The sequence below is a fragment of the Paenibacillus periandrae genome (genome assembly GCF_022458865.1).
Taxonomy (GTDB): domain Bacteria; phylum Bacillota; class Bacilli; order Paenibacillales; family NBRC-103111; genus Paenibacillus_S; species Paenibacillus_S periandrae.
Genome location: NZ_JAJNMU010000010.1, coordinates 282,715 through 304,186, shown reverse-complemented (window position 1 = coordinate 304,186; position 21,472 = coordinate 282,715). Strand labels below are relative to the sequence as shown.

General features: G+C 46.2%; 18 protein-coding genes. 14 read left to right on the top strand and 4 right to left on the bottom strand.

Features of this window, described 5'->3' with window-relative positions; genetic code table 11:
• Positions 1-12: 12 nt before the first annotated feature.
• A complete protein-coding gene (locus LRL21_RS18820) occupies positions 13-1,221 on the top strand; it encodes an L-serine ammonia-lyase, iron-sulfur-dependent, subunit alpha (protein ID WP_240417338.1) in 1,209 nt (402 codons plus the stop codon).
• Between the two features lie 878 nt (positions 1,222-2,099).
• On the opposite strand, the gene LRL21_RS18815 is transcribed toward LRL21_RS18820, so the two are convergent.
• Together LRL21_RS18815 and LRL21_RS18810 are read right to left on the bottom strand one after the other, a co-directional pair.
• On the bottom strand, positions 2,100-2,801 hold the full coding sequence (locus tag LRL21_RS18815; RefSeq protein WP_240417337.1) for an ABC transporter permease: 702 nt from the start codon (positions 2,799-2,801) through the stop codon (positions 2,100-2,102).
• Positions 2,798-3,751, bottom strand: a complete 954-nt coding sequence (locus tag LRL21_RS18810) for an ABC transporter ATP-binding protein (RefSeq protein WP_240417336.1) — start codon at positions 3,749-3,751, stop codon at positions 2,798-2,800. Before LRL21_RS18810 ends, LRL21_RS18815 begins: the two co-directional genes overlap by 4 nt.
• 143 nt (positions 3,752-3,894) lie before the next feature.
• On the opposite strand from LRL21_RS18810, the gene LRL21_RS18805 reads away from it, so the two are divergent.
• From LRL21_RS18805 to LRL21_RS18795, 3 genes are all read left to right on the top strand, one after another.
• The gene (locus LRL21_RS18805) at positions 3,895-4,569 is read left to right on the top strand and encodes a response regulator transcription factor (RefSeq protein WP_240417335.1); all 675 of its coding nucleotides are present in this window, start codon (positions 3,895-3,897) and stop codon (positions 4,567-4,569) included.
• 14 nt (positions 4,570-4,583) lie between these two features.
• A complete protein-coding gene (locus LRL21_RS18800) occupies positions 4,584-5,669 on the top strand; it encodes a HAMP domain-containing sensor histidine kinase (protein WP_240417334.1) in 1,086 nt (361 codons plus the stop codon).
• Between the two features lie 302 nt (positions 5,670-5,971).
• Positions 5,972-6,634, top strand: coding sequence for a TetR/AcrR family transcriptional regulator (locus LRL21_RS18795; protein ID WP_240417333.1), 663 nt, complete (start codon positions 5,972-5,974; stop codon positions 6,632-6,634).
• A 384-nt stretch (positions 6,635-7,018) separates the two neighbouring features.
• Here LRL21_RS18795 and LRL21_RS18790 read toward each other — a convergent pair whose 3' ends face one another.
• A complete protein-coding gene (locus tag LRL21_RS18790; protein WP_240417332.1) occupies positions 7,019-8,380 on the bottom strand; it encodes a DJ-1/PfpI family protein in 1,362 nt (453 codons plus the stop codon).
• A 431-nt stretch (positions 8,381-8,811) separates the two neighbouring features.
• On the opposite strand from LRL21_RS18790, the gene LRL21_RS18785 reads away from it, so the two are divergent.
• Both LRL21_RS18785 and LRL21_RS18780 read left to right on the top strand, forming a co-directional pair.
• Positions 8,812-9,963: a Gfo/Idh/MocA family protein gene (locus tag LRL21_RS18785; RefSeq protein ID WP_240417331.1), complete on the top strand. Its 1,152-nt coding sequence runs from the start codon at positions 8,812-8,814 to the stop codon at positions 9,961-9,963.
• A gap of 17 nt (positions 9,964-9,980) precedes the next feature.
• Positions 9,981-11,063, top strand: a complete 1,083-nt coding sequence (locus LRL21_RS18780; protein WP_240417330.1) for a Gfo/Idh/MocA family protein — start codon at positions 9,981-9,983, stop codon at positions 11,061-11,063.
• Here the strand turns inward: LRL21_RS18780 and LRL21_RS18775 are convergent.
• Complete coding sequence (locus LRL21_RS18775) at positions 11,047-11,952, bottom strand: AraC family transcriptional regulator (RefSeq protein WP_240417329.1); 906 nt, start codon at positions 11,950-11,952, stop codon at positions 11,047-11,049. The genes LRL21_RS18780 and LRL21_RS18775 overlap by 17 nt on opposite strands.
• A 316-nt stretch (positions 11,953-12,268) precedes the next feature.
• On the opposite strand from LRL21_RS18775, the gene LRL21_RS18770 reads away from it, so the two are divergent.
• From LRL21_RS18770 to LRL21_RS18735, 8 genes are all read left to right on the top strand, one after another.
• Positions 12,269-13,135: an AraC family transcriptional regulator gene (locus LRL21_RS18770; protein WP_240417328.1), complete on the top strand. Its 867-nt coding sequence runs from the start codon at positions 12,269-12,271 to the stop codon at positions 13,133-13,135.
• Between the two features lie 75 nt (positions 13,136-13,210).
• The gene (locus LRL21_RS18765; RefSeq protein WP_240417327.1) at positions 13,211-14,497 is read left to right on the top strand and encodes an ABC transporter substrate-binding protein; all 1,287 of its coding nucleotides are present in this window, start codon (positions 13,211-13,213) and stop codon (positions 14,495-14,497) included.
• A gap of 71 nt (positions 14,498-14,568) precedes the next feature.
• Positions 14,569-15,477, top strand: coding sequence for a carbohydrate ABC transporter permease (locus tag LRL21_RS18760; protein WP_420832460.1), 909 nt, complete (start codon positions 14,569-14,571; stop codon positions 15,475-15,477).
• A 7-nt stretch (positions 15,478-15,484) separates the two neighbouring features.
• Positions 15,485-16,303, top strand: coding sequence for a carbohydrate ABC transporter permease (locus tag LRL21_RS18755; RefSeq protein WP_420832465.1), 819 nt, complete (start codon positions 15,485-15,487; stop codon positions 16,301-16,303).
• A gap of 716 nt (positions 16,304-17,019) precedes the next feature.
• Entirely contained in the window at positions 17,020-17,622 is a 603-nt protein-coding gene (locus LRL21_RS18750) for an RNA polymerase sigma factor (protein WP_240417325.1), read from the top strand.
• 16 nt (positions 17,623-17,638) lie between these two features.
• A complete protein-coding gene (locus LRL21_RS18745; RefSeq protein ID WP_240417324.1) occupies positions 17,639-19,264 on the top strand; it encodes a DUF4179 domain-containing protein in 1,626 nt (541 codons plus the stop codon).
• Between the two features lie 308 nt (positions 19,265-19,572).
• Positions 19,573-20,538, top strand: a complete 966-nt coding sequence (locus LRL21_RS18740; protein WP_240417323.1) for an ABC transporter permease — start codon at positions 19,573-19,575, stop codon at positions 20,536-20,538.
• A gap of 3 nt (positions 20,539-20,541) precedes the next feature.
• Positions 20,542-21,444: a carbohydrate ABC transporter permease gene (locus LRL21_RS18735; RefSeq protein ID WP_338044643.1), complete on the top strand. Its 903-nt coding sequence runs from the start codon at positions 20,542-20,544 to the stop codon at positions 21,442-21,444.
• Positions 21,445-21,472 lie beyond the last annotated feature (28 nt).

Below are 21,472 nucleotides of genomic sequence, written 5' to 3'. Positions count from 1 at the left end.
GATAAGGGTGCTATGAGATCGTTGACTGAACTATATAAGATTGGCAGTGGACCGTCCAGCTCCCATACCATGGGGCCGGAGAAAGCGGCAAGAATCTTCAAATCAGAAAATGAAGACGCAGACCAATTTAAGGCGTTGATCTATGGTTCACTTGCCAAAACAGGTAAAGGCCATATGACGGACAAAGCTATTATTAGATCACTGTCGCCCGCTCCAGCGGAGGTCCAATTTGTTCCGCAGCCTGACTTTGTTCTGCCCCATCCCAATACCATGGACTTGTTCGCTTACAAAGACGGGCGGCAAACCGCATTCATGCGTGCTGTTAGTATTGGCGGCGGGGATATCGTAATTGAGGGACGGGAGGAGACGCATGGGCCTGATGTTTACCCGGAGAACAGCTTTGCAGAGATCAGTGTCTATTGTAAAGCGAATCATATCTGTCTAAGTGATTACGTCGAGCAGCGTGAAGGCAAACAGATCTGGGATTTCCTCCAAGGCATCTGGGAAGCGATGAAGCGTTCAATCGACGAGGGGCTATCCGTCACAGGTATTCTGGAAGGTGGTCTTCATGTCGAACGCAAGGCGAAATATCTCTATCATCAGGGGCATGTGGATGAGAGCCCGGAGACACGTGAGAACAGGATCGTCAGCGCATACGCTTTCGCCGTCAATGAACAGAATGCCGCCGCCGGCACAATCGTAACGGCCCCAACCTGCGGGGCCAGCGGTGTCGTGCCGGCCGCGCTCCGTTATATGCAGGAAAAGAAGCAGGTCCCGGACGAACAGGTTCTCCGGGCTCTGGCAGTCGGCGGGCTCATTGGCAACCTGGTCAAGCAGAATGCCTCCATCAGCGGCGCTCAGTGCGGCTGCCAGGCGGAGGTGGGCACGGCTTGCTCTATGGCAGCGGCTGCACTGGCTGAATTATCCGGTATGGAGATCGACCAGATAGAGTATGCGGCGGAGGTTGCGATGGAGCACCACTTGGGGTTAACCTGTGATCCAATTAACGGACTGGTTCAGATTCCTTGCATTGAGCGGAATGCTGTCGGTGCGATGCGGGCGATCAATGCGCTGAGCCTAGCTAAATTCTTGTCTGGTACCCGTAAAATATCTTTTGATCTGGTTGTGCAGACCATGTATGAGACAGGCCAGGATATGAATAGCCGTTACCGTGAAACGGCAGAAGGCGGGCTCGCTAAGCTCTACAAAATGGACGGTTAAATGATACTGCCATGATGGGGCATTAATTCCATACTTGTGTAATGAGACGAAGAACGCCCCTTGCTGCCGGTTGGCAGAAGGGACGTTCTTTTTGGGAAGGCCATGTAAGGCGAGCTGCTGAGGTCTCAGCATGGTCGAGCCGGTTAGTTTGACCAAGGCAGAGTTAGTCGCCCGGCAAGAAGTCATTAGACGGGGCACAACTGGGATGAGAAAATGTATGCGTGTACACGCAGAAGTGAATTAAGTAAAGGACCACGAATGAAACAGCTACGTATTGGAGTGATAGGTTATAAATTCATGGGCAAGGCCCACAGCAATGCGTACCGCAGTCTGCCGATGTTCTTCCAGGACTTATTTCGACAGGATTTATTTTTATCATACTACATAGTAGTGTGCTGGGTAGTTGTTTTTAACTGTTTAGGTAGTGACTGTTATCAACGCAAATTTTCCATATAGATGATCATATATTCGGACAAAAGAGTCACATGGCTATACTAGGATTTGAGAATTTAATTATGATGTGATCCTCATCCCTGGGCAATATGAGGTAGAAGGATACGATGCCATTATAAAATTGTATATGAATACGTCGATTACGGGAGATTGAATAAGAAACTCTAATAATGTTAGTATTTACGACAACACGCTCCAATCGAGAGAATGGAAAAAACGACAATCTTTCTCGTGATTTAGGCGGAAGTGAAAAACGTCAAGCTTTTTTTGGAAGAAAAGTATCTACAGTTTCCTAGCGTGCAATAGGTAAGGACATGTAAAAATCCTCCTACAACGTAGGAGGGTGCACGATGGTTCAAGGAAACCCCCTTGTCCCATCTGCCTCGGCGAATACCGAGAGGCTATACTTTTCCAAAGCAGGGCTGTTACGTATGCTCGGCAAATCGCCACCAAGCCACTGTTCCGGCGAATCCTGCTAGTCCTGTGGCAGCCAGTATCGCCATGCTGCTCCAGTGGAGCTCGGCTCCGGTTAGCAGCAGGACTGGAATCGTCCATGGGAAATAAGGTCCGAAGCCCAACTGCACGACTACATTGGAGACGATGACGATGACAAAGGTGACTCCGATCGGTGCGAGGTAGCCTCGGGTGAGATTGGCGATGAAAGCGCTCGTCGTGCTGACGAGCATGATCAGCAGGCAGGCGGCCATGAATGGACAGAAAACATGCAAGATGGCGGATATGGATCCTCCGCCGACGCCAATCAGGGAACCCGCGCCTGCGATGACCACAAAGGTGAAAATAGCCATTCCTGTATTCCAGATCGCGATGGCGATAAATTTGGCCAATACCGTATAGGTCTTGGGGACCGGCTTCACAAGGATGTCCTTGATGGTATTGTTAGTGTACTCCACTCCAAATACCCAGGCGGAGGTGAATGAAAAACCTACGACGAGCAAGGCACCTATGGAGCCGAGCAGCTCTGCGAAGTAGGCTTCCCAGTGCGCTGCGGAGCTGTTGAACATAGCAATCATCAAGGGCAATGCCGTAAAGGCCCCGAGCATAACCCAAAAGACGACAGAACGCCCTATTTTACGAGCTTCGTTGTGAAGGAGAGAAAGTAGCTTCATGCCTGCTTCGTCCCCTCTGTACGGATCATGCGCAAGAAATAACCTTCCAGATCTTCCGTCACGACGCTCAGATGAGTCGGCGGCTGGCCCATTCTCACTAAAATTTCTGCGATTTTCTCCGGCTGCGTGATCGCTTGGCCTTCTGCCAAGGCCAAGCGCCCGTCCGCGGCTTCTTCATAGCTGTACCCATGCTCTGTAAGAATACGCATCAGGGCAACGCGATTGCGTCCGTCCAGGATGACGCTTTTTTGCAGGGCTTGCTCCATTTGGCTTACCTTCATATCCTGGATGAGCTGCCCTTTGTGCATGATGCTTATACGGTCCACCAGCTTGGATAATTCCTCTAACAGGTGGCTGGAGATGAGGATGGTGACGCCGCGATTGCGCGACAAGTCGAGCAGCAGCTCCCGGATTTCGACAACACTGGCCGGGTCAAGTCCGTTGATCGGCTCATCCAGTATCAATACCTCCGGGTTGTGGAGCATAGCCTTTGCCAACCCTAACCGTTGTTTGTTTCCGAGGGAAAGCGTTCTGGCCTTCTTGTCCTGATGAGCGCCCAGATCAAGCTGCTCGATGACGCGAGCAATGGAATTGCGGTCGGAGATCAGGTGCATCCTGCGGGCAATGTCCAGATTTTCCGTAATCGTAAGTTCTGGATAAAAGGTGGCCTCCTCCAAATAGCCAACCTTCTCCCATAGCTTGTAATTGCCGGCGTCTACCTTGCTCCCCAGCATGTAGATGCTGCCGGATGATGGCTTCAGTAACGAAAGCAGCATTTTGATGGTCGTGGTCTTTCCGGCTCCGTTCAACCCAAGGAAGCCGATCACCTCCCCGCGATTCACCTCCAATGAAAGATTGCGCACGGCTTGGTAATCGCCAAAGCTCTTGCTGACATTCTCAAGATGGATGACGTTGGCATTGCCCATGGTGTATCTTCTGCTTGTTCTCATTCTATAACCTCTCTCTATGTGGGATAACCAGAATTTTAATCGCTCCATATCAACTGAACCTCAAGCGAGGCCGCGAATCGGGGTTGATGTTCGGTTTACTTTGGGACAGTATAATAATGACATGGTGGAGGGAGGAGTGCACAGTGTTCGATATTCTTGTGGTCGAAGATGATGCCAATACGCAAAAGCTGCTCTGCGCTGTACTCAAGCATGGAGGGTTTAATGCCCATCCGGTTAAGAATGGGCTCGAGGCGCTGAGCAGGATGGAGGGGCAGCGGTTTGACTTGATTGTGCTGGACCTGATGATGCCGGAGATGGACGGTTATCAATTATGCAAGGAATTGCGCAGCGTCGGGGACAATATCCCGATCCTGATGGTGACGGCTATGCATGACATCACGGATAAGCACCAAGGCTTCCTTGCGGGGACGGACGATTACCTGACGAAGCCGTTCGACGAGCAGGAACTGCTGTTCCGTATCAAGGCACTGCTGCGCAGAGCGCAGGCTGCCAGCGAGCACAAGCTCGTGTTGGGAGAGACCACATTGGATTACAACGCTCTAACGGTTACGAGAGGAGCGAAGCAAACATTTTTGCCCCAAAAGGAGTTTTACCTGCTGTTTAAGCTGATGAGCTATACCGACAAAATTTTTACCCGCCTGCATTTAATGGAGGAAATTTGGGGGCTGGATACCGATAACGATAGCCATACCTTGAATGTTCATATTAATCGATTGCGCGACAAATTCAGAGACAATCCTGATTTTGAGATCGTGACGGTGCGCGGGTTGGGATACAAGATGGTGAAGCGCGTGTGAAAGGGATGAGAAGGATGCCAAGCAGGCAAAGGATTCTTCCTCAAAAAATCAGTCTGGCGTTTTCCTTAGTGGCGTTGGTGTTTGTGGTCATGGTGTTATCTATTGGTTCCGCAGGTTTGCTTGCCTTTTTGCTTTATCGGGCAGGTCTACTTGACATGAATCAGCCGGAACCCATTCGCGGGGTGTATGTTTTGTTGTATATCAGCCTTTTTCTGGGGGTGGTGATTGCCACGCTGCTGAGCAGGCGCTCGGTTAGGCCGATCCGGGATATGATGGAGGCCACCAGCAAGGTGGCGAAGGGGGATTTTTCCGCTGAGGTGAGGGCGAAGGGCAGCATTGTTTTTGAACTGGATGCACTGGCGGCGAGCTTTAACAAAATGGTGCAGGAACTGAAGGGGATTGAGACATTACGCAGCGATTTCGTGCGGAATTTCTCCCATGAATTCAAGACCCCCATAGCTTCTATAAGCGGCTTCGCCAAATTGCTGAAGAAGGGTGGCCTCAGCGAGGAAGACAAACAGGAATATCTGGACAGCATTATCCAAGAATCCGAACGTTTGGTCGGCTTATCGACCAGTATTCTCAACCTGTCGAAGGTAGAGAATATTGAAATCGTGAGCGAAAAGTCCGCCTACCGCTTGGACGAGCAAGTCAGGCTGGCGATTCTGTTGCTGGAGCCGAAGTGGAGTACCCGCAACCTCAATTTGGAGCTTGCCTTGGACGACGAAATTGAAATATGCAGCAATAAAAATTTGATTCAGCAGGTGTGGATCAATTTGTTGGATAATGCGATCAAGCATTCGAACAGCGGCGGGACGCTAAAGGTTGGCTTATGGCAATGCGGAGGGGAGGTGGTGTTTCGGCTTGAGGATAAAGGATGCGGGATGAGCGAAGAGACGATGCGGCGGATGTTTGACAAATTTTATCAAGGTGATGCTTCTCGCGCAACGGCGGGGAACGGACTTGGATTAACGTTGGTAAAGCGCATCGTCGAATTGTGCGAAGGATCGATTGAGGTAGAAAGCGAGCTTAATCGAGGTTCAATTTTTACGATCAGGCTGCCCTTGGGGACAGAAGAGAAATTGAAGCTCAGGAAATAGCCAAATGGGTCAAAAAACCAGTGTGAGCGCAAATAAAACTGGAAAAATTGGGGCATGAAAACCGTTTTGAAATAAGGAAGGTCAACGTTTCGACGGGCAAGGTCGCAGGCAAGTGTAAGCCCTGTGGGTCCGGCCCCGACAATGAGAACATCAACAAAAGACGGCATGGTGTTCATGGATAGAATCCTCCTTGATCATTGATCTGATATGCTGCATTTGTTATACTATACCGTACAGTGTAATTTGTAAAGCAGGACTCTAATCGATTTCTGATAGTATATCTATAAGGGGGAAACGTAAGAATGGATAATACGGAAAACAAGACAATCCGCAAAGGCTCTCCAGACAAACGAGCTAAAATTATTGCGGCGGCACGAGACTTGTTTCTATCGGAGGGATTTGATCGTTCCAGCGTCGATGCAGTCGCCGCCAAAGCGGGAGTTTCCAAAAGGACAGTTTATGATTATTATGGCGACAAACAGAACTTACTGCTTGCCGTTGTGGAAGAAACCAGTTCAGCGGTTATGGATATGATTGAGCAAGGGATTTCAGACCATCTCTGGGAGTTCGAGGACCTAGAGCAGACGCTCATCTTATTTTGCGAACAAATCGTAGCAGCTTCTGCGAACGGTTCGTCCGATTACACGGCTTTGATCCGTCTAGTTATGGTGGAAGCTGCCAACCTGCCTGTATCGTTTTTTGAAAGGCTAGATAACGCGACCGAAGAGGGGATTATCAGGAGGTTTACAGAGTTTGGACAAACTGGATTGCTCGAAGTGTCCGATCCTCAAATGGCTGCAAAGCACTTCGCTGCATTAACGTTTTTATTGGTATTTAATCAACCGAGAAAAACCGGGATATTGCAGGATGAACAAACCAAACGTATTATCACTGAAGGCGTGCGCGTCTTTCTTTGCGCTTATGCACCACGCACCGTTCAAAACGAAAATCAACCATCATACTGATGGCCAGCAGTTGAGTGGCCAAACGTCAATCGCAGTATTGAGTAGTTAGATAACAGAATTAGCTGGTATAGCATGAAAATGGGGCGCTGCGAAATCACAGGCATGTTCCTGTTCACATCTTACGTCCACTGTCATCATTATCAGCCTCTTCATATTGGCGGTGATGCTAGATTTACAATCTCCGCATCCTTCACAAAGATGTTCACGTACTCATACATACAAAGTCTAAGGAACTGATTGAAAAACTCGTCGCTAGCCTCGGTATTACCGTGAAAATGCTTATTATGATAAACCAATACCGCCAAATGAGTAACTTGGAAGCTATTAATAACGAAAAAGAAGCATCCAGACCGGCCGTCTGCGATGCTTCTTTCGCTTCCCGTTTCATACGGAAACGGTCTTTCTCCTTACGAAACGTCTGTCTGCTAAATAGAGGACGAACAGAGACAACAACCCGACACCAATAGGCATGCCGAACGCTTCGTAAGAAAATGGCGCTCCTTCAAGCTTAAGCTGACTTGTGGCGCGGTACTCGAGCCGCTTGGCGGCGAATTTCGCCGTCCGGATATCTTCCTGCTTCGCCAAATCTTCAAACGCAGGCTCCATCGCGAATCGCTCGGGCGAATCGCTGTGCAGGTAAAGCTGCTCAGCCTTTCCGCCGTTTTCGTTCCAGTTTCGGATATCGACCTCAGCGAGCGTCTTAACGTCTGGGCCCACGAAAATCATTTTGTCGAGTTTCGGAGCATTCGCTATTTGATATCGGGCGACTAGATTCAAACCGTGCCGGGTAACGACCGGCTCGTGGTTGCTTGATACCGTTATTGTTGTCGTCGTGCCGGAAGCCCCATACGTGTCAAAAGCTGAGGATAACATCAGTTCGTCGGCACCCTTATACAGCAGGACCCCATTCTTTTTCTTGCTCCATTGAAACGCGTTGTTCAAAACATAGACGATATCGCTCAATCCGATCGTGAAAGGCTCCATATGCGGATGCTGAACAAATTTGTAGGAAGGGTAATTCATTTCCTTCGCCACTTTCGCAGCTATTGGCTCTCCCATTTGCTGGGATATGACGTACAGCGTGGCATCGATCCCCGAAGTCAGGCCGGCCGAGGAGACCAAGTTACCATCAGCCACGTAACGCTGATCCCTTTTCCAAGAAACTTCGGTATATTTCTTTTCCAATCTGCCGATTTCTCCCCAATGCGTTGCCGCAGATTTCCCATTCAGCAGGCCGGTATCGACCAAATTCTCCGCACCATTGCAGATAGACAACAAGGTCGTTTCCTTGCCTGAGTGCTTCCTTATCCAATCGCGGACAGGCTTATATTTCGCCTCATCCAAAATCGGCATGAAAGGGATCACGATAATATCCGGACCTTTGTCCGTCAATTTGTCTAACTCGTCAAAAGTATAATGCGGTGCGACATCAAGACCGCCTGTCAACGATTTGATGTTTTTGTCGGGTGCAGCGGCAAAAACATTGTACGAGCCCGTCATGGAGAACATTTCGTAAGGTACGAGAAAATCAAACACCTCAGTCACTTCATTTGCCAAAATAACGGCTACTGTTGGCTTTTTCGAATCATAGGCAGGAGCTTGGAGGCTTTGTAGAGAACTAGGAATCGGCTTATCGTAAACCGACATAGCCTCCTGCATCGTGCGCATAGAACCGATCGCTCCGGTTCCTCCTACAACCAGAACAAAAACGAACGCATACACGATGAAACGCCATACTTTTTTCAATTTTCTTCTCTCCTATTATTATTCTAGTTAATAATTAATTATTATTAACTTGCTTAATTATAGAATAAGGGGAGAAGGCAAATGAAAAAACCACCCGAAGACTGTATTTTTTCCCCGACTAAGGTCCAGGTAAAGAAATTTTTTCGAACATCAGCGTAATTCTTCCATGATAATCATAACTGATCGGCTCTTTTCTGAATATGACTCGAAGGGGCTATTCGCACAACGCCAGTACTGGGGCTTACGAACGCCTCCTGAGTTTGGTTTGAAAAAAGAAAAGCGTCAATCTTGTACGATCGTACGTTTAAATTGGAAATGGTCAGATCATGAACTCACCCGCAAAGTAGTTGCATTTTTTCACAAAATACTATCACATCGGTCAGTGCGTTCTTGGTATGCTAAAAACAACAAAGAGAGGGAGGGTGAAGAGGATGTTGAAGGTAGCTATTATTGGGGCAGGTGCGATTTCAAAGGCCCACATTGAGGGATATCTGCATTTTCCGGAGCGGTGCACGATTGTTGCGGTTTGTGATATTTATGAGGATAAAGCGCAGGAGCACATTGACCAATTTCAGTTGAATGCGCGGGCGATTAAGGATTACAAGGAACTGCTGCAGGAGGAAATTGATCTTGTTTCCATTTGTACGCCTCCCTATACGCACGCAACCTTAACAACAGAGTTTCTTGAAGCGGGTTCTCATGTCATGGTTGAAAAACCGATGGCCTCTTCCCTCGAAGAGTGCGATCTGATGAATGATACTGCGAAGCGGACAGGCAAGATCTTATCTGTGGTGGCGCAGAACCGTTTCAAAACGCCGATGATGAAATTGAAAGCCGTGCTGGACAGCGGACTCATGGGGAAAATTGTCCACGTGCAAGTCGACTCCTTCTGGTGGCGCGGTCATTGCTACTACGATCTGTGGTGGCGCGGGACATGGGAGAAAGAAGGGGGAGGCCCGACGCTGAATCACGCCGTGCATCACCTCGATACGCTGCTTTGGATGATGGGTAGCCCAACGGAAATCCAAGCGTTCATGAGTAACGTGTCTCACGATAACGCGGAGGTCGAAGATCTTTCCATCGCCATACTGCGTTATGAGGAGGGTTCTTTGGGGCAAGTGACTAGCTCAGTTGTTCACCATGGCGAGGAGCAGCAGCTGATCTTCCAGGGAGCGAAAGCACGAGTTTCCACACCTTGGAAGGTGAAAGCATCCAACGCTTTAGCTAATGGCTTTCCTGAGACGAACCATGATCTGGAGGTACAGCTGCAAGCCTTGTATGATATGCTGCCGGAAGTTGTGTATGAAGGCCACACGGGGCAAATCGATAATGTGCTAACCGCCATTGAAACCGGTGCTCTTGTGCTGATTGACGGTATTAGCGGACGTAAAACCCTTGAACTCATTACAGCGATTTATAAATCGTCCAGTACTGGGGAGCTCGTAAAACTGCCTCTAACGAAAGAAGATTTGTTTTACACGAGAAGTGGCGTACAGGCGAATGCGACTCACTTTTATGAAAAGAAAACATCCATCGAGAATTTCGCTTCACAAACGATTACAACCGGCAGTACATATAAATAAAAGAGGAGCTACACGACATGCAAAAAAGCGACGGTATGAATTACGCACCTCAAGGGAATTTCAACGCGGTTTGTCAGCCTGGAGAGTTTATATTTGCGGCAGCGGCGTTAGATCATGGACACATTTATGGTATGTGCAATGGGCTGAGGGAAGCGGGAGGTCAATTAAAGTGGGTTTATGATCCGGACCCGGCCAAAGTGGATAAGTTCGTCAGCACGTATCCCGATGTATTGGTGGCGAGCTCACTTGATGACATTTTGCAGGATACCCAAGTCAAGCTTGTTGCGGCAGCGGCAGTTCCTTGTGATCGCGGACCTCTGGGGCTTCGTGTTATGGATAGCGGTAAAGATTACTTCACGGACAAAGCGCCGTTTACCACATTGGAGCAGCTGGAAGCGGCCCGTGTGAAGGTCGTCGAGACAGGACGGAAATATGCAGTCTACTACAGCGAGCGCTTGCATGTGGAAAGCTCTGTCTATGCCGGGCAGCTGATTGAACAAGGCGCGATAGGTCGCGTCCTGCAAGTTATTGGTCTGGGACCACATCGGATTGGTTTGATGAGCAGACCGGATTGGTTTTTTGAAAAGGATAAGTTCGGCGGCATTTTATGTGACATCGGGAGCCATCAGATTGAGCAGTTCCTTCATTATACGGGAGCGAAAGACGCGAAGGTAGTTCATAGCAAAGTCGCCAACTATAACTATCCGCAGTACCCGAAATTTGAAGATTTTGGCGATGCGGCATTAATCGGAGATAACGGAGCCACCGGCTATTTCCGTGTAGACTGGATGACGCCGGATGGTTTAAGCACATGGGGAGATGGCCGTATGACGATCCTGGGCAGCAAAGGGTACATCGAGCTTCGCAAATATGTGGATATAGCCCGTGATCAGACGAGTGATCATGTCTATCTGGTGAATCAGGATGGTGAGCAGCATTTCGCTGTGAATGGGAAGGTCGGCTTTCCTTACTTCGGTCAATTGATCTTGGATTGCCTCAATCGCACGGAGAACGCTATGACGCAAGAGCATACGTTCAAAGCAGCGGAACTGTGTTTGATTGCGCAGCGTAATGCAATTTCGATCACAGGTACGGAGTAGAGCTGGTGTCAAACTGCTTCTGCCATTGCTTCCGATATTGGTGCGGTGTAACGCCGATTTCCGTTTTAAACATTTTACAAAAGTAGGAGCAGTTCATCATGCCAACGGCTTCACCGATATGAGCCACTGCATGATCCGTTGAGATTAACAGTTTAACAGCCTGCTGCATACGCCTTGAGAACACGTAATCAGTAATGCTGGAGCCTGTACACTCTTTGAATAAGTGGGATAAATGGTGTGCAGAAAGGTGCAGCTCAGCGGCCATTTTCTCCAAACGCAGCGGTTCGGTGTAATGCCCCTCCAGCCAGACGAGTATGCGCTCTGCTTGGTGGGGCTTGCGCGACGTACCCATGCCAATCTGGCCTTTACTTTGTTCCCAAAGGGGCTTAAATTCGCGGAAAAAAGCGATCAAAAACAAGGAGTATTCTTCGAGCTCATCCTTCTTGATCAAAGTGGATTGTTTAAGCTCCAAGCTTTGTAACAGTGAGTGAAACTGTGCCGTTTCGTCAAGGTTAAATAGGCAAGGATAGGGCAGCTTGCTTGTATGAATATGCTTAAAAAAAGCCAATAAGCTTGGCCATTTATCGAAATACGCTTCATAGAGTGAAGGCTCGAACTGAATGATAGAGCGAACGAAGGGCGTCTGCGGAGTCATTTCCATCTGAATATGATGCAGCTGATAAGGCTGGAACACACATAGCATGCCGGGCATTACTTCGTAGCTTTTCTGATCAACGATAAGCGTACCTTTGCCTTCATGGACGATCAGAATTTCGATGCCTTGATGCGCATGGAACGTACCTTGGAACTGTTCAACTCCCGTGCTTTTTCGTTGGTATGCAAAATAGAGCCGGATTTCGTTCAAACCGAAAGGTTGAATATAAGACATCAGGGGGTCACATCCTTTACACACTATAGCATACAGGAATGAAGCCGTGGTCTGCAAGGCTGTTGCATGTTTGATGCTGATGGTAATGTGTAGAAACGAGGAATGTGAGCATTTTCGGTTATTGCCGACGATGATCCCATTCTTTTTATGGTTGAAAACGGCGATGATTTCATTTACAGCAATCCTGATCAAAACAACAGCAATATACGTAAAACAAAAACAATAGAAGCATGATAAAATTTATATAAAGCGTTACCACATATATAAAATTATATAATATTGCTTTTTTGAAGTGTTCGAGAGGAGGAATGATCACATGCTTTCGATACATAGCCCGACCAACCTTGCTCTGGAAAAGAACGGAATCTATGTTCGTTCCGAGGTTGATAACTTTCAGGAAAGTTGGCCTATTCACACACATCACGGTACTGAAATTTACTTTTTTATCCAAGGAGACGCAACGTTGCTTATCGGGGATGTTATTTATAGTCCTTCACCAGGTGATATGTTTATTTTTAACGGGAGTGTACTGCATCGTATAAATCCGTCAAAGGAAACACCCTACGTCCGTAGCTATGTGAATTTTAATGAGTTATTTATACAGGATGTGCTTACTGGTGAAATGATTGATAAATTGAGTTCCCTGTTTCAATTCCCGAATGGTCTCTTGGTACGTTGGGATCCCGAGGAGTGTGAACAAATAAAAGAGTTGTTTATAGCATTGCGAGATGAAGATGAGAAGGAATCGGTTGGCTTTAAAGTGATGATGAAGACGTATTTGGTACAAATGTTGTTCAAAATTTACCGTAAAACAAAGCAGCTTTATTCATTTCATACGGTACCCACTCATTCGCAAAAACAATCAAGTGTGCGTCGTGTGCTTCATTTTATCAATCAAAATTATACGGAAACCTTTTCTCTCGACGAGCTCTCTAAGGTTTTACATTTAAATAAGTACTACATCTGTCATTCCTTCAAAGAAGCAACAGGCTACACGGTGAATAATTATTTGATTCGCAAACGAATCGAAGAGGCTAAAAAGATGTTGCTTTCTACCGATAGATCGGTTTTGGATATTTCTGAAAAATTAGGGTTTAACACTCCTGTGTATTTTAGTAGAGCCTTTAAACAATATGTCGGAATATCACCACAAAGCTACCGAAGGCATAGCGATCTAGGCTAAATGGCAAAATATCTTCCCTAAATCACATGGATATAGGGTTGAAATATATTTTTAATAAACAGGGGGTTGATTGTAATGAAAAAAAAGAGCTTGATAGAAAAATTATTTCTTTTGCTTTCTGTAGTTATGTTATTTACATTGGCTGCATGCGGACCGAAAACAGGCAGTGATCAGGCCAGTGGTAAGAAAAATGTATCGCTTGATTTTGTATGGTTCTCTGACGGAGGCGAAGGAGATGTAATGAAAGGAATTATAAAGGATTACGAACAAGCGAATCCTAACGTCAAAATTAACTTGATTGAGGTAGCATTTAAAGATTTACAAACCAAATTAAAAACAATGGTCTCTGGCGGCAAACCTCCGGCACTGAGCCGTGTGACAGATACAGGGGCTTTTGCGAACCAAGCGCTTGATCTTACGCCCTATGTAGGTAGTGCCGACCAGTTCACACAGCAATTTATCGATTCACTTAAGCCGTATTATTTGATTAACAATAAATTGGTTGCTGCTCCGATGGATGTCACTGCCAACGGATTAATCTATAACAAGACGCTATTCAATAAAGCGGGCGTTAAGGTGCCGACTTCTCCGGATAATGTATGGACTTGGGATGAATACATGGCGGCATTGAAGCAGGTGACAGAAAAAGGCGGCGCCAAATATGGTATGGTTTGGGATTTCACACCTCACCGCTGGTCTACACTCTTGTATCAATTTGGCGGTAGTATGATAAGTGAAGACGGCACTAAAGCGACGATTAATAGCGAAGCAGGCATCAAAGCAACGGAGATGTTTAAAAAGCTTCATACGGATGGAATTATGCCGACATCTGTCTGGTTGGGAGGAGAAAACCCGAACAATCTGTTCCGCTCCGGTACGGTAGCAGCCCATTGGGCAGGCAACTGGATGATTAGTAATTACAAGGATATAACCAATTTTGAGTGGGGAGTAACCTATATGCCCAAAGGGATACAGCGTTCATCAGTTCCCGGCGGGAAGTTCGTGATGGCATTAAAGGGCTCAGGAGTGGAGAAAGAATCAGCCGATTTTATTAAATATTTGACTACAAAGGATGTCAATTCTAAATATAACAAAGAATCATTATTCATGAGTCCCCGCAAAGATAGCTCTAAGCTGGATTACGCGTTTGGTAAAGATATGTTCGAAATATTTGCCGATGAACTGAAGAATACATCACCGCTCGCTGCAAACGACTGGTCAAGACAAATTCTTGTTACCAAGTTTTCGACGGATCTGAAAAATAACCTGGTTGAAGTTATCTCAGGGAAAATAACGGCAAAAGATGCAATGGATAAATCCGCAATATTGATTGATAAAGCAATAAGCGACGCCAGTAAATAGTAGATCAGAATGGGCTGCGTCCGTTTGGATGAAGCCCATTCAATCATCACTTTATGAAAAGAGGCATGTAAATGGGTGAGCCGATTAAGGCATCTATGACCTACAAAAGCTCGAAATCCGGAGGTAAGTCTACAATTGCTCCGTATTTGTTTGTTCTCCCTAATTTGATTATATTTTTTGTGTTTATCGTCATCCCTGCCATCCTTGGCCTTTTATATTCCTTCTACGAGTATGATGGATTGAATCCGATGACATTTATTGGTCTGGATAACTATTTGGATATATTTAAAAATGTGGAGTTTTGGTCTACTTTAGGTAAGACTGCAATTTACGCCGCAATAGTTGTTCCTTTAATCTATGGGTTCGCACTCATTATTGCTTCGCTTTTGATTCAGGAAGTCAGATTTAGGGGTTTGTTTCGGGCTATCTATTATTGGCCGACCATGATTTCCTTTATCATTGTGGGTTTAACGTGGAAGTGGATTTTTGGTGATGCTTTTGGTATCGTCAACTACTTACTGACCTGGATTGGATTAGAGCCGATTGCATTTTTGTCATCATCGTTTTGGGCTAATATTGTGGTTATAATTGCTACGGTATGGTCGCGGGTTGGCTTCTTCATGGTCATTTTCATTGCAGGCTTGCAAGCTATCCCTGCGGACTATTATGAAGCAGGGCGTCTGGACGGTGCTTCCAAGCTTAGATTGTTTTGGAGTATTACTTTGCCTTTATTAAAACCTACAAGCTTACTCGTGGTAATGCTCTCTCTGATTGACGCCTTTAAAGCTTTTCCACTGATGTTTGCCTTAACCGGCGGAGGTCCGGGTAAAGAGACGACTTTCATCGTCCAGTATATTTACGAGGTCGGGTTTACAAAGCAGGAGCTGGGGCTGGCGAGTGCAATGTCGGTTGTACTATTTGCCATTATTGGGATCTTCTCCGCTCTGCAGTTCCGTTTGTCGAAAGGGGGAGCTGTTTAGTATGGAAATGAGAGCCTTATCCAAATTTGCAGTTTACGCAGTGTTGATCGTGATCGGTTTGCTATGGATATTTCCGGTGCTATGGGTTGTCATATCATCTTTTAAAACGAATAACGTTTTATACAGTTTTCCGGCTAAGTTTTGGCCACAGCCTATAACCTTTGAACATTTTACCGAAGCGTGGGGTAAAGGCAACTTCGGTTTATATTTTAAAAATAGTGTGGTAGTTACCATTTCATCAACAATTCTACTGTTATTTATTAATTCTATGGCCGGGTTTGCCTTGGCAAAGTACTCCTTTAGAGGGAACTCCATTATTCTCATCGGGTTTATTTCCACTTTAATGATTCCGCTTGAGGTCATCATGATCCCCATTTTTAAAGTGCTAAGTTTTTTGGGTCTGTACAATAATTTGTTAGCCATTATCATTCCACCAGCAGCTACACCGACAGGTGTGTTTCTGATGAGGCAGTATTTATTAACGGTGCCTGAGGAGCTGTTGGAAGCGGCAAGAATGGATGGTGCGAGCGAATGGAAAATTTATTGGCGCATTATATTGCCGATTGCTAAACCCATGCTGGCTGTGTTGGCTATTTTCTCTTTTATGTGGCGTTGGGACGACTTCCTATGGCCATTAATTGCAATCAGCGATCCGTCCAAATACACCATTCAGTTAGCTCTTTCTAATTTTATCGGTGAATTCAATGTCGATTGGGGAAGTCTATTGGCTATGTCGGTTATTACCATGATTCCAATGCTTGCCGTCTTCTTGACATTCCAACGTTATTTTGTCAGCGGTATGATTACTTCCGGAATGAAAGGATGAACTCAAACACAACCTTATAAAAGGTTTGTGAGCTATTTATTGCTCTATGGGCAGGGAGTTTTGTTGGCGAAGCCATGCCTGGTAGGCATCCAGTAAGGGCCCGGCTTTCTTTGGCATCCGTTTCGATATGAACAGGTCTATTCAGTTTTGACGCTTACCAAAGAACTGCAGATGCTCACACAGACCATCAACATACCAAAGAACCAACCATAATGGGTTGGTTCTTTGGTATGTTGTGCTATTAATTGTTTCCTACATGAGTCTAAGATTTGTGCTTATTTAACATGCTTTATTGGAAAATCACAAAGAGCGTCTTGAACTTGGTTGAAGGCATTTGGAAATGGTTGAAGTCGGATGTTTTTTCATTCCGTTACCGAGACCCGCAGGAAAGTTTATGCATTTATGAAAAACATCGCTCTTGATGCTCATACGATTATTAATCGTCTTTGTCTTCGCTTGGAGTTCGTTATGAGAAAATAAGATTCTTTATTCCATATTTACAAATTTAAATAATAGCCTCTCAGAATTGAGTGGGAGTTAAGCTGGTGTTTACGAAAATATGCGTCAAAACATTGCTGGGAGATGTTTACAGATGAAATGCCACCAATGGCTCAGAAAGGTTTGAGTAACATAGGGATCCATCTTACCCTAACAAACGACGCGCAGAATTATCTCTAGGAGCCAGTTTATGCAGGTTCCCGTTGGAACTGAAAATCATGGAATTTTTTAAAAAAACGAACCTGATTTACTCCTTAATTGTCTTATTGATAGAAACTAGACAGGAGGTGGATTCAAGAATGACAGATAGGGAAATATTTGAGACTTACAGAAACGATGTGTATTATTTGTGCTATTACTTGCTGAAAAACGCCGCGGATGCGGAGGACATTTGTCAAGAGGTATTCATGAAAGCATTTCAGGCAGATCACCGTCGAATTGAGCGCATGAAGCCTTGGCTCATTCGTATTGCGGCAAATTTATGCAAAAACCATCTCGATCGCAAAAAGCGGGGCGTGCTGAAAGAGCTAAAGCATTTCTTGCTTCAAGGCTTGCAACAATCAGAAGCAGCAGATCAAAGCCTGATATGCAAGGAAGGAGAGCTTGAATTGGCAAGTTGGCTTCATGCTTTGCCTATAAAAATTAAACAGGTGATGGTGTTGAAGTATGTCCATGAGCTATCTTTGGCTGAAATTGCAGAATCGCTGGATATTCCACTTGGGACGGCAAAGTCAAGGCTAAACAAAGGGTTAATTCTCATAAAAAAGCAATTAGATAAGGGAAATCAATTTGAAGTCAGAGGGGTGGATTGTCTTGACTAATCGAACAGAACAAATTTTGCTTGAGAGTGCACGCAGGGAACAACCTGCATTGCCTGATTTTGAAGCCATGTGGGGAAGAATGCAAAGTGGTAAGGCATCTGCCAACTTAAATAATAGAGGGTTTATGGGGAAAATACCTCTCTTTACCTCTAGAATGCGACTTCTTCCCGTGTCAATCGCATTGTCTTCGGTCCTAGTGGCTGCACCCGTGGTAGCAGGGGTCTCTCTAGGGTGGGATGAAATGTTTGACCGCCTTGGGATTTCAACAGCTTTAAAAAGCGGTTTTGGTAACCCTCTTGATATTACGGTCCAATCAGCTGGAGCCTCATTGGCAATAAAGGGTGTAGTGACGGATGAACAGCGGTTAGATGTATTGTTTTCGTTAGATTTCCCACAAATGTCGAATTTTGATGTGGCGGGGTTTGAACAAAAAACTTTGACTAATTCCCATGGGGAAACGCTCCAGCTTACTGACCGAATCCGCAAGAATGCTTCCTCAGGCCAGTTAACAGGTTTGCTTGAAGCGGCAAACGGACTAGGAACAAGGCGGGAGCAGCTTGAGATTTCTTTGCAAAATCTATTATTATATAAATACAAGGAAACGGAACTCCGGGAAAGTCCGGCATCTCTAAAAGAAGGCCAGCAAATCGATAGCATGACTCGATACGGAAATTTGGATATCGTTTCTGTGGTGAGGGAAAACGAAGTGCTGACGGTTCGCTATGAAATCCCGATGAAACAGCCTAATGATCAAAAATTAGATCCCAAGCTACTCCTTAAGGTCGGAGGTACAACAGCTGCTGCTAGTTACTCAGCTGTGTTGCCGCCCAACAAAGCTGATACCATTCTCCGTCAGGATACATTTCGCCTAACAGATTCCGATTTGAATAGCGCTAAGCTTTATTTTAATCAATTAGAAATTGTTCAAACGATAGCAGGTAAGTGGGATGCGTCATTTGAAGCTGATGGAAAGAGAACGAGTGAGGCAACTTTTTATAAAAAGCTTGATCCAGCCGTGGTAGCCAATGATTCGAACATGGAACTCAAGCAGCTTGTCGTAACGCCGTTGAACATTCGCATCATGATGGATGATAAATGGAAAACTAAATCGTCTTACGACCCCTCGGTGTACTATGATAAAATCGAGCTGTTTATTAATGGGCAAATTATTCCCGGGGGCAGGTGGGAACATAAAAAAGGGCGATTTTTGAATTTTGAGTTGCCAGAGTGGTATAAGGATTGGTCTGCTATTCCAATGAAACTGCTGCTATCAGAAGCCAGGATCTTAAAACGGTCCAAAGATTTGTTGCCGTTAGCTGGTCTGTCTGATGCAAAGCAATCTATTCAAACAAGCTTGGATGGAATTGCGGTGACTTTTACTTATTATAAACAAGGGCAGGATTTAATTGTAGAATCGCATTCCAGCGATCCTAAGTTCCTTGGCATCTCGCAGTCGTCTGTAGTAAAAGACGGAAAACCGATTTACCCCGAAATGAATCCTGTGCCACCAGGTGGAAACGGGACGAATAAGCGTTTGGAGCGATACCCGGGGCTTTTATCCAAGCAGGGAGAACTGCAGCTGAATCCAGGCTTCTACAGCTACTCGGATAAAGAACGCAAGGTAGAGATTAACATTAATTAAGTTCAATATGGTTGCCCGCCGTACTGTGTATTATTACCAAACAATGCCTTTTGATATTGGCCCAAAGCTACTTCATTCAAAAGAACAATGAAACGAAGAAGTCTCTACCTGTTTCTGAATCGGGGGGGCTTCTTTTGCTTATTCAACTACATCAATGACAAAAAAAGTGGATCATCACAAAAAAAGGGTGTAGCGGTAAAAACGATTTAGCGTATGGGAAGAAAATGTAGAGCTTTCGGATCTTTGGCTCACCATGCTACTTTAGGTTAAAGGCCGCCCAATGAAATGAGAGAGAAGGAGAGAGAACCTTGAGCCAATCTGTACACCAAAGTAAATCTGCGGCAGCAGGTGCCGTCTTCTTCCCGAGGAAAAGCTCGGTATGGAAGCATGTGAAGCGGGATCGGTATTTGTACTTGTTGCTTGTCCCGGTGGCCGCGTATTTTTTGCTTTTCAAGTATGCGCCGCTGTACGGCGAGATAATCGCCTTCAAGAATTATCGTTTAACCGATGGGATTGGGGGAAGCCAGTGGGTAGGGCTGCTGCACTTTCGCAAACTGTTCGAGAGCATAGAGTTTTATGTAGTGCTGCGCAATACGCTGCTGTTGAATACCTATAATCTGATTTTTGCCTTTCCTGTGCCCATCATCCTAGCTATTCTGTTGAATGAGGTCGGCGTCAATTGGTATAAGAGGCTGCTGCAAAATTTACTGTATATCCCGCATTTTATTTCATGGGTTGTACTCGGCAGCATTATCATTGCGCTGCTTTCACCATCGACCGGTTTGGTGAATCAGGTCTTACAGCCCTTTGGGTTCGAGCCGGTTTATTTTATGACCGATCGCTTCTGGTGGCCCGTCGCTTTTGTCGGATCGGGTATTTGGAAGGAAGCCGGGTTCGGCACGATCCTGTATTTGGCGGCTATGGCGACGATTGATCCTACGCTGTATGAGGCTGCCAAGATGGACGGGGCCAGCAAGCTTCGCCAGATCTGGCATGTAACCCTGCCAGGCATTCGGAGCACAGCGGCGATTCTGCTGATTCTGCAAGTCGGGCGCATAATGGATGTGGGCTTCGAGCAAGTGTTTACACTGCGCAATCCGGCTGTGTCGAGCGTGGCGGAGGTGATCAGCACCTATGTGTATACAAGGGGGATTGTGAATTTGCAGTACAGCTATACGACGGCCCTTGGACTGTTTCAATCCCTCGTAGCCCTGCTGCTGATTATTGCGGTGAACAGGGCCATCAAGGCGATGGGGGAAAGGGGGCTCTGGTAAACGATGAAAAAAATGAAGCCTGAGGCTGCGAGGCAAACGCGGAATCGCTTGAAAAGCAGGATGCTGGGGGTCAACTATGTATTTCTGGCGCTGTGCGCTTGTGCAACGTTATTCCCCTTTATTAACATGATTGCCATCTCGTTCAGCAGCAGCCGCTCGATTATGAGCGGAGAAGTGTTCATGCTTCCCGTTGAATTCAATGTCAATGCCTATGTCAATTTAATTGAAGACGGTCAACTTTTTGTTGCCATGCGCAATACAATTGTGATTACCTTAGTAGGCACGCTGCTGAATATGCTTTTCACCATCCTAGCTGCGTATCCGTTGTCCAAGCGAACACTGCGCGGCAGAAACGTGATGTTGATGGGTGTGCTGTTCACCATGCTTTTCAGCGGCGGCCTCATTCCACACTTTCTGCTTATCAGCAGTCTGGGCTTGATCAATACGTATTGGGCGCTGTGGCTTCCCGCCTTAATCAGTGTGTACAATATGTTCGTGATGAAATCGTTCTTCGAGGGCCTGCCAGAGGAGATGGAGGAATCCGCCACAATGGACGGCGCCAATGACCTGATCATTCTGTGGCGAATCATCATCCCGCTTTCCTTGCCTGTCATCGCGGCGTTAACGCTCTTTTATGCGGTGGGTTGGTGGAATTCCTACATGAATGTGCTCATTTATATCAGAAGCACGGATAAGCTGTCCCTGATGGTGAAGCTCTATCAGATGATCGAGCTTGTCAGTCCGGAGCTGCTGCGCAGCGGTGAAGGTGCTTCGGAGATGATGATCACACCGGAAGGAATCAGGGCGGCTTCGATTGTAGTCGCGATTGCCCCGATTCTTGCCGTTTATCCTTTCTTGCAGAAGTATTTTGTGAAGGGTGTGCTCTTGGGTTCGGTCAAAGGTTGATATCTATCTGTGGCGGATTATATTCGCT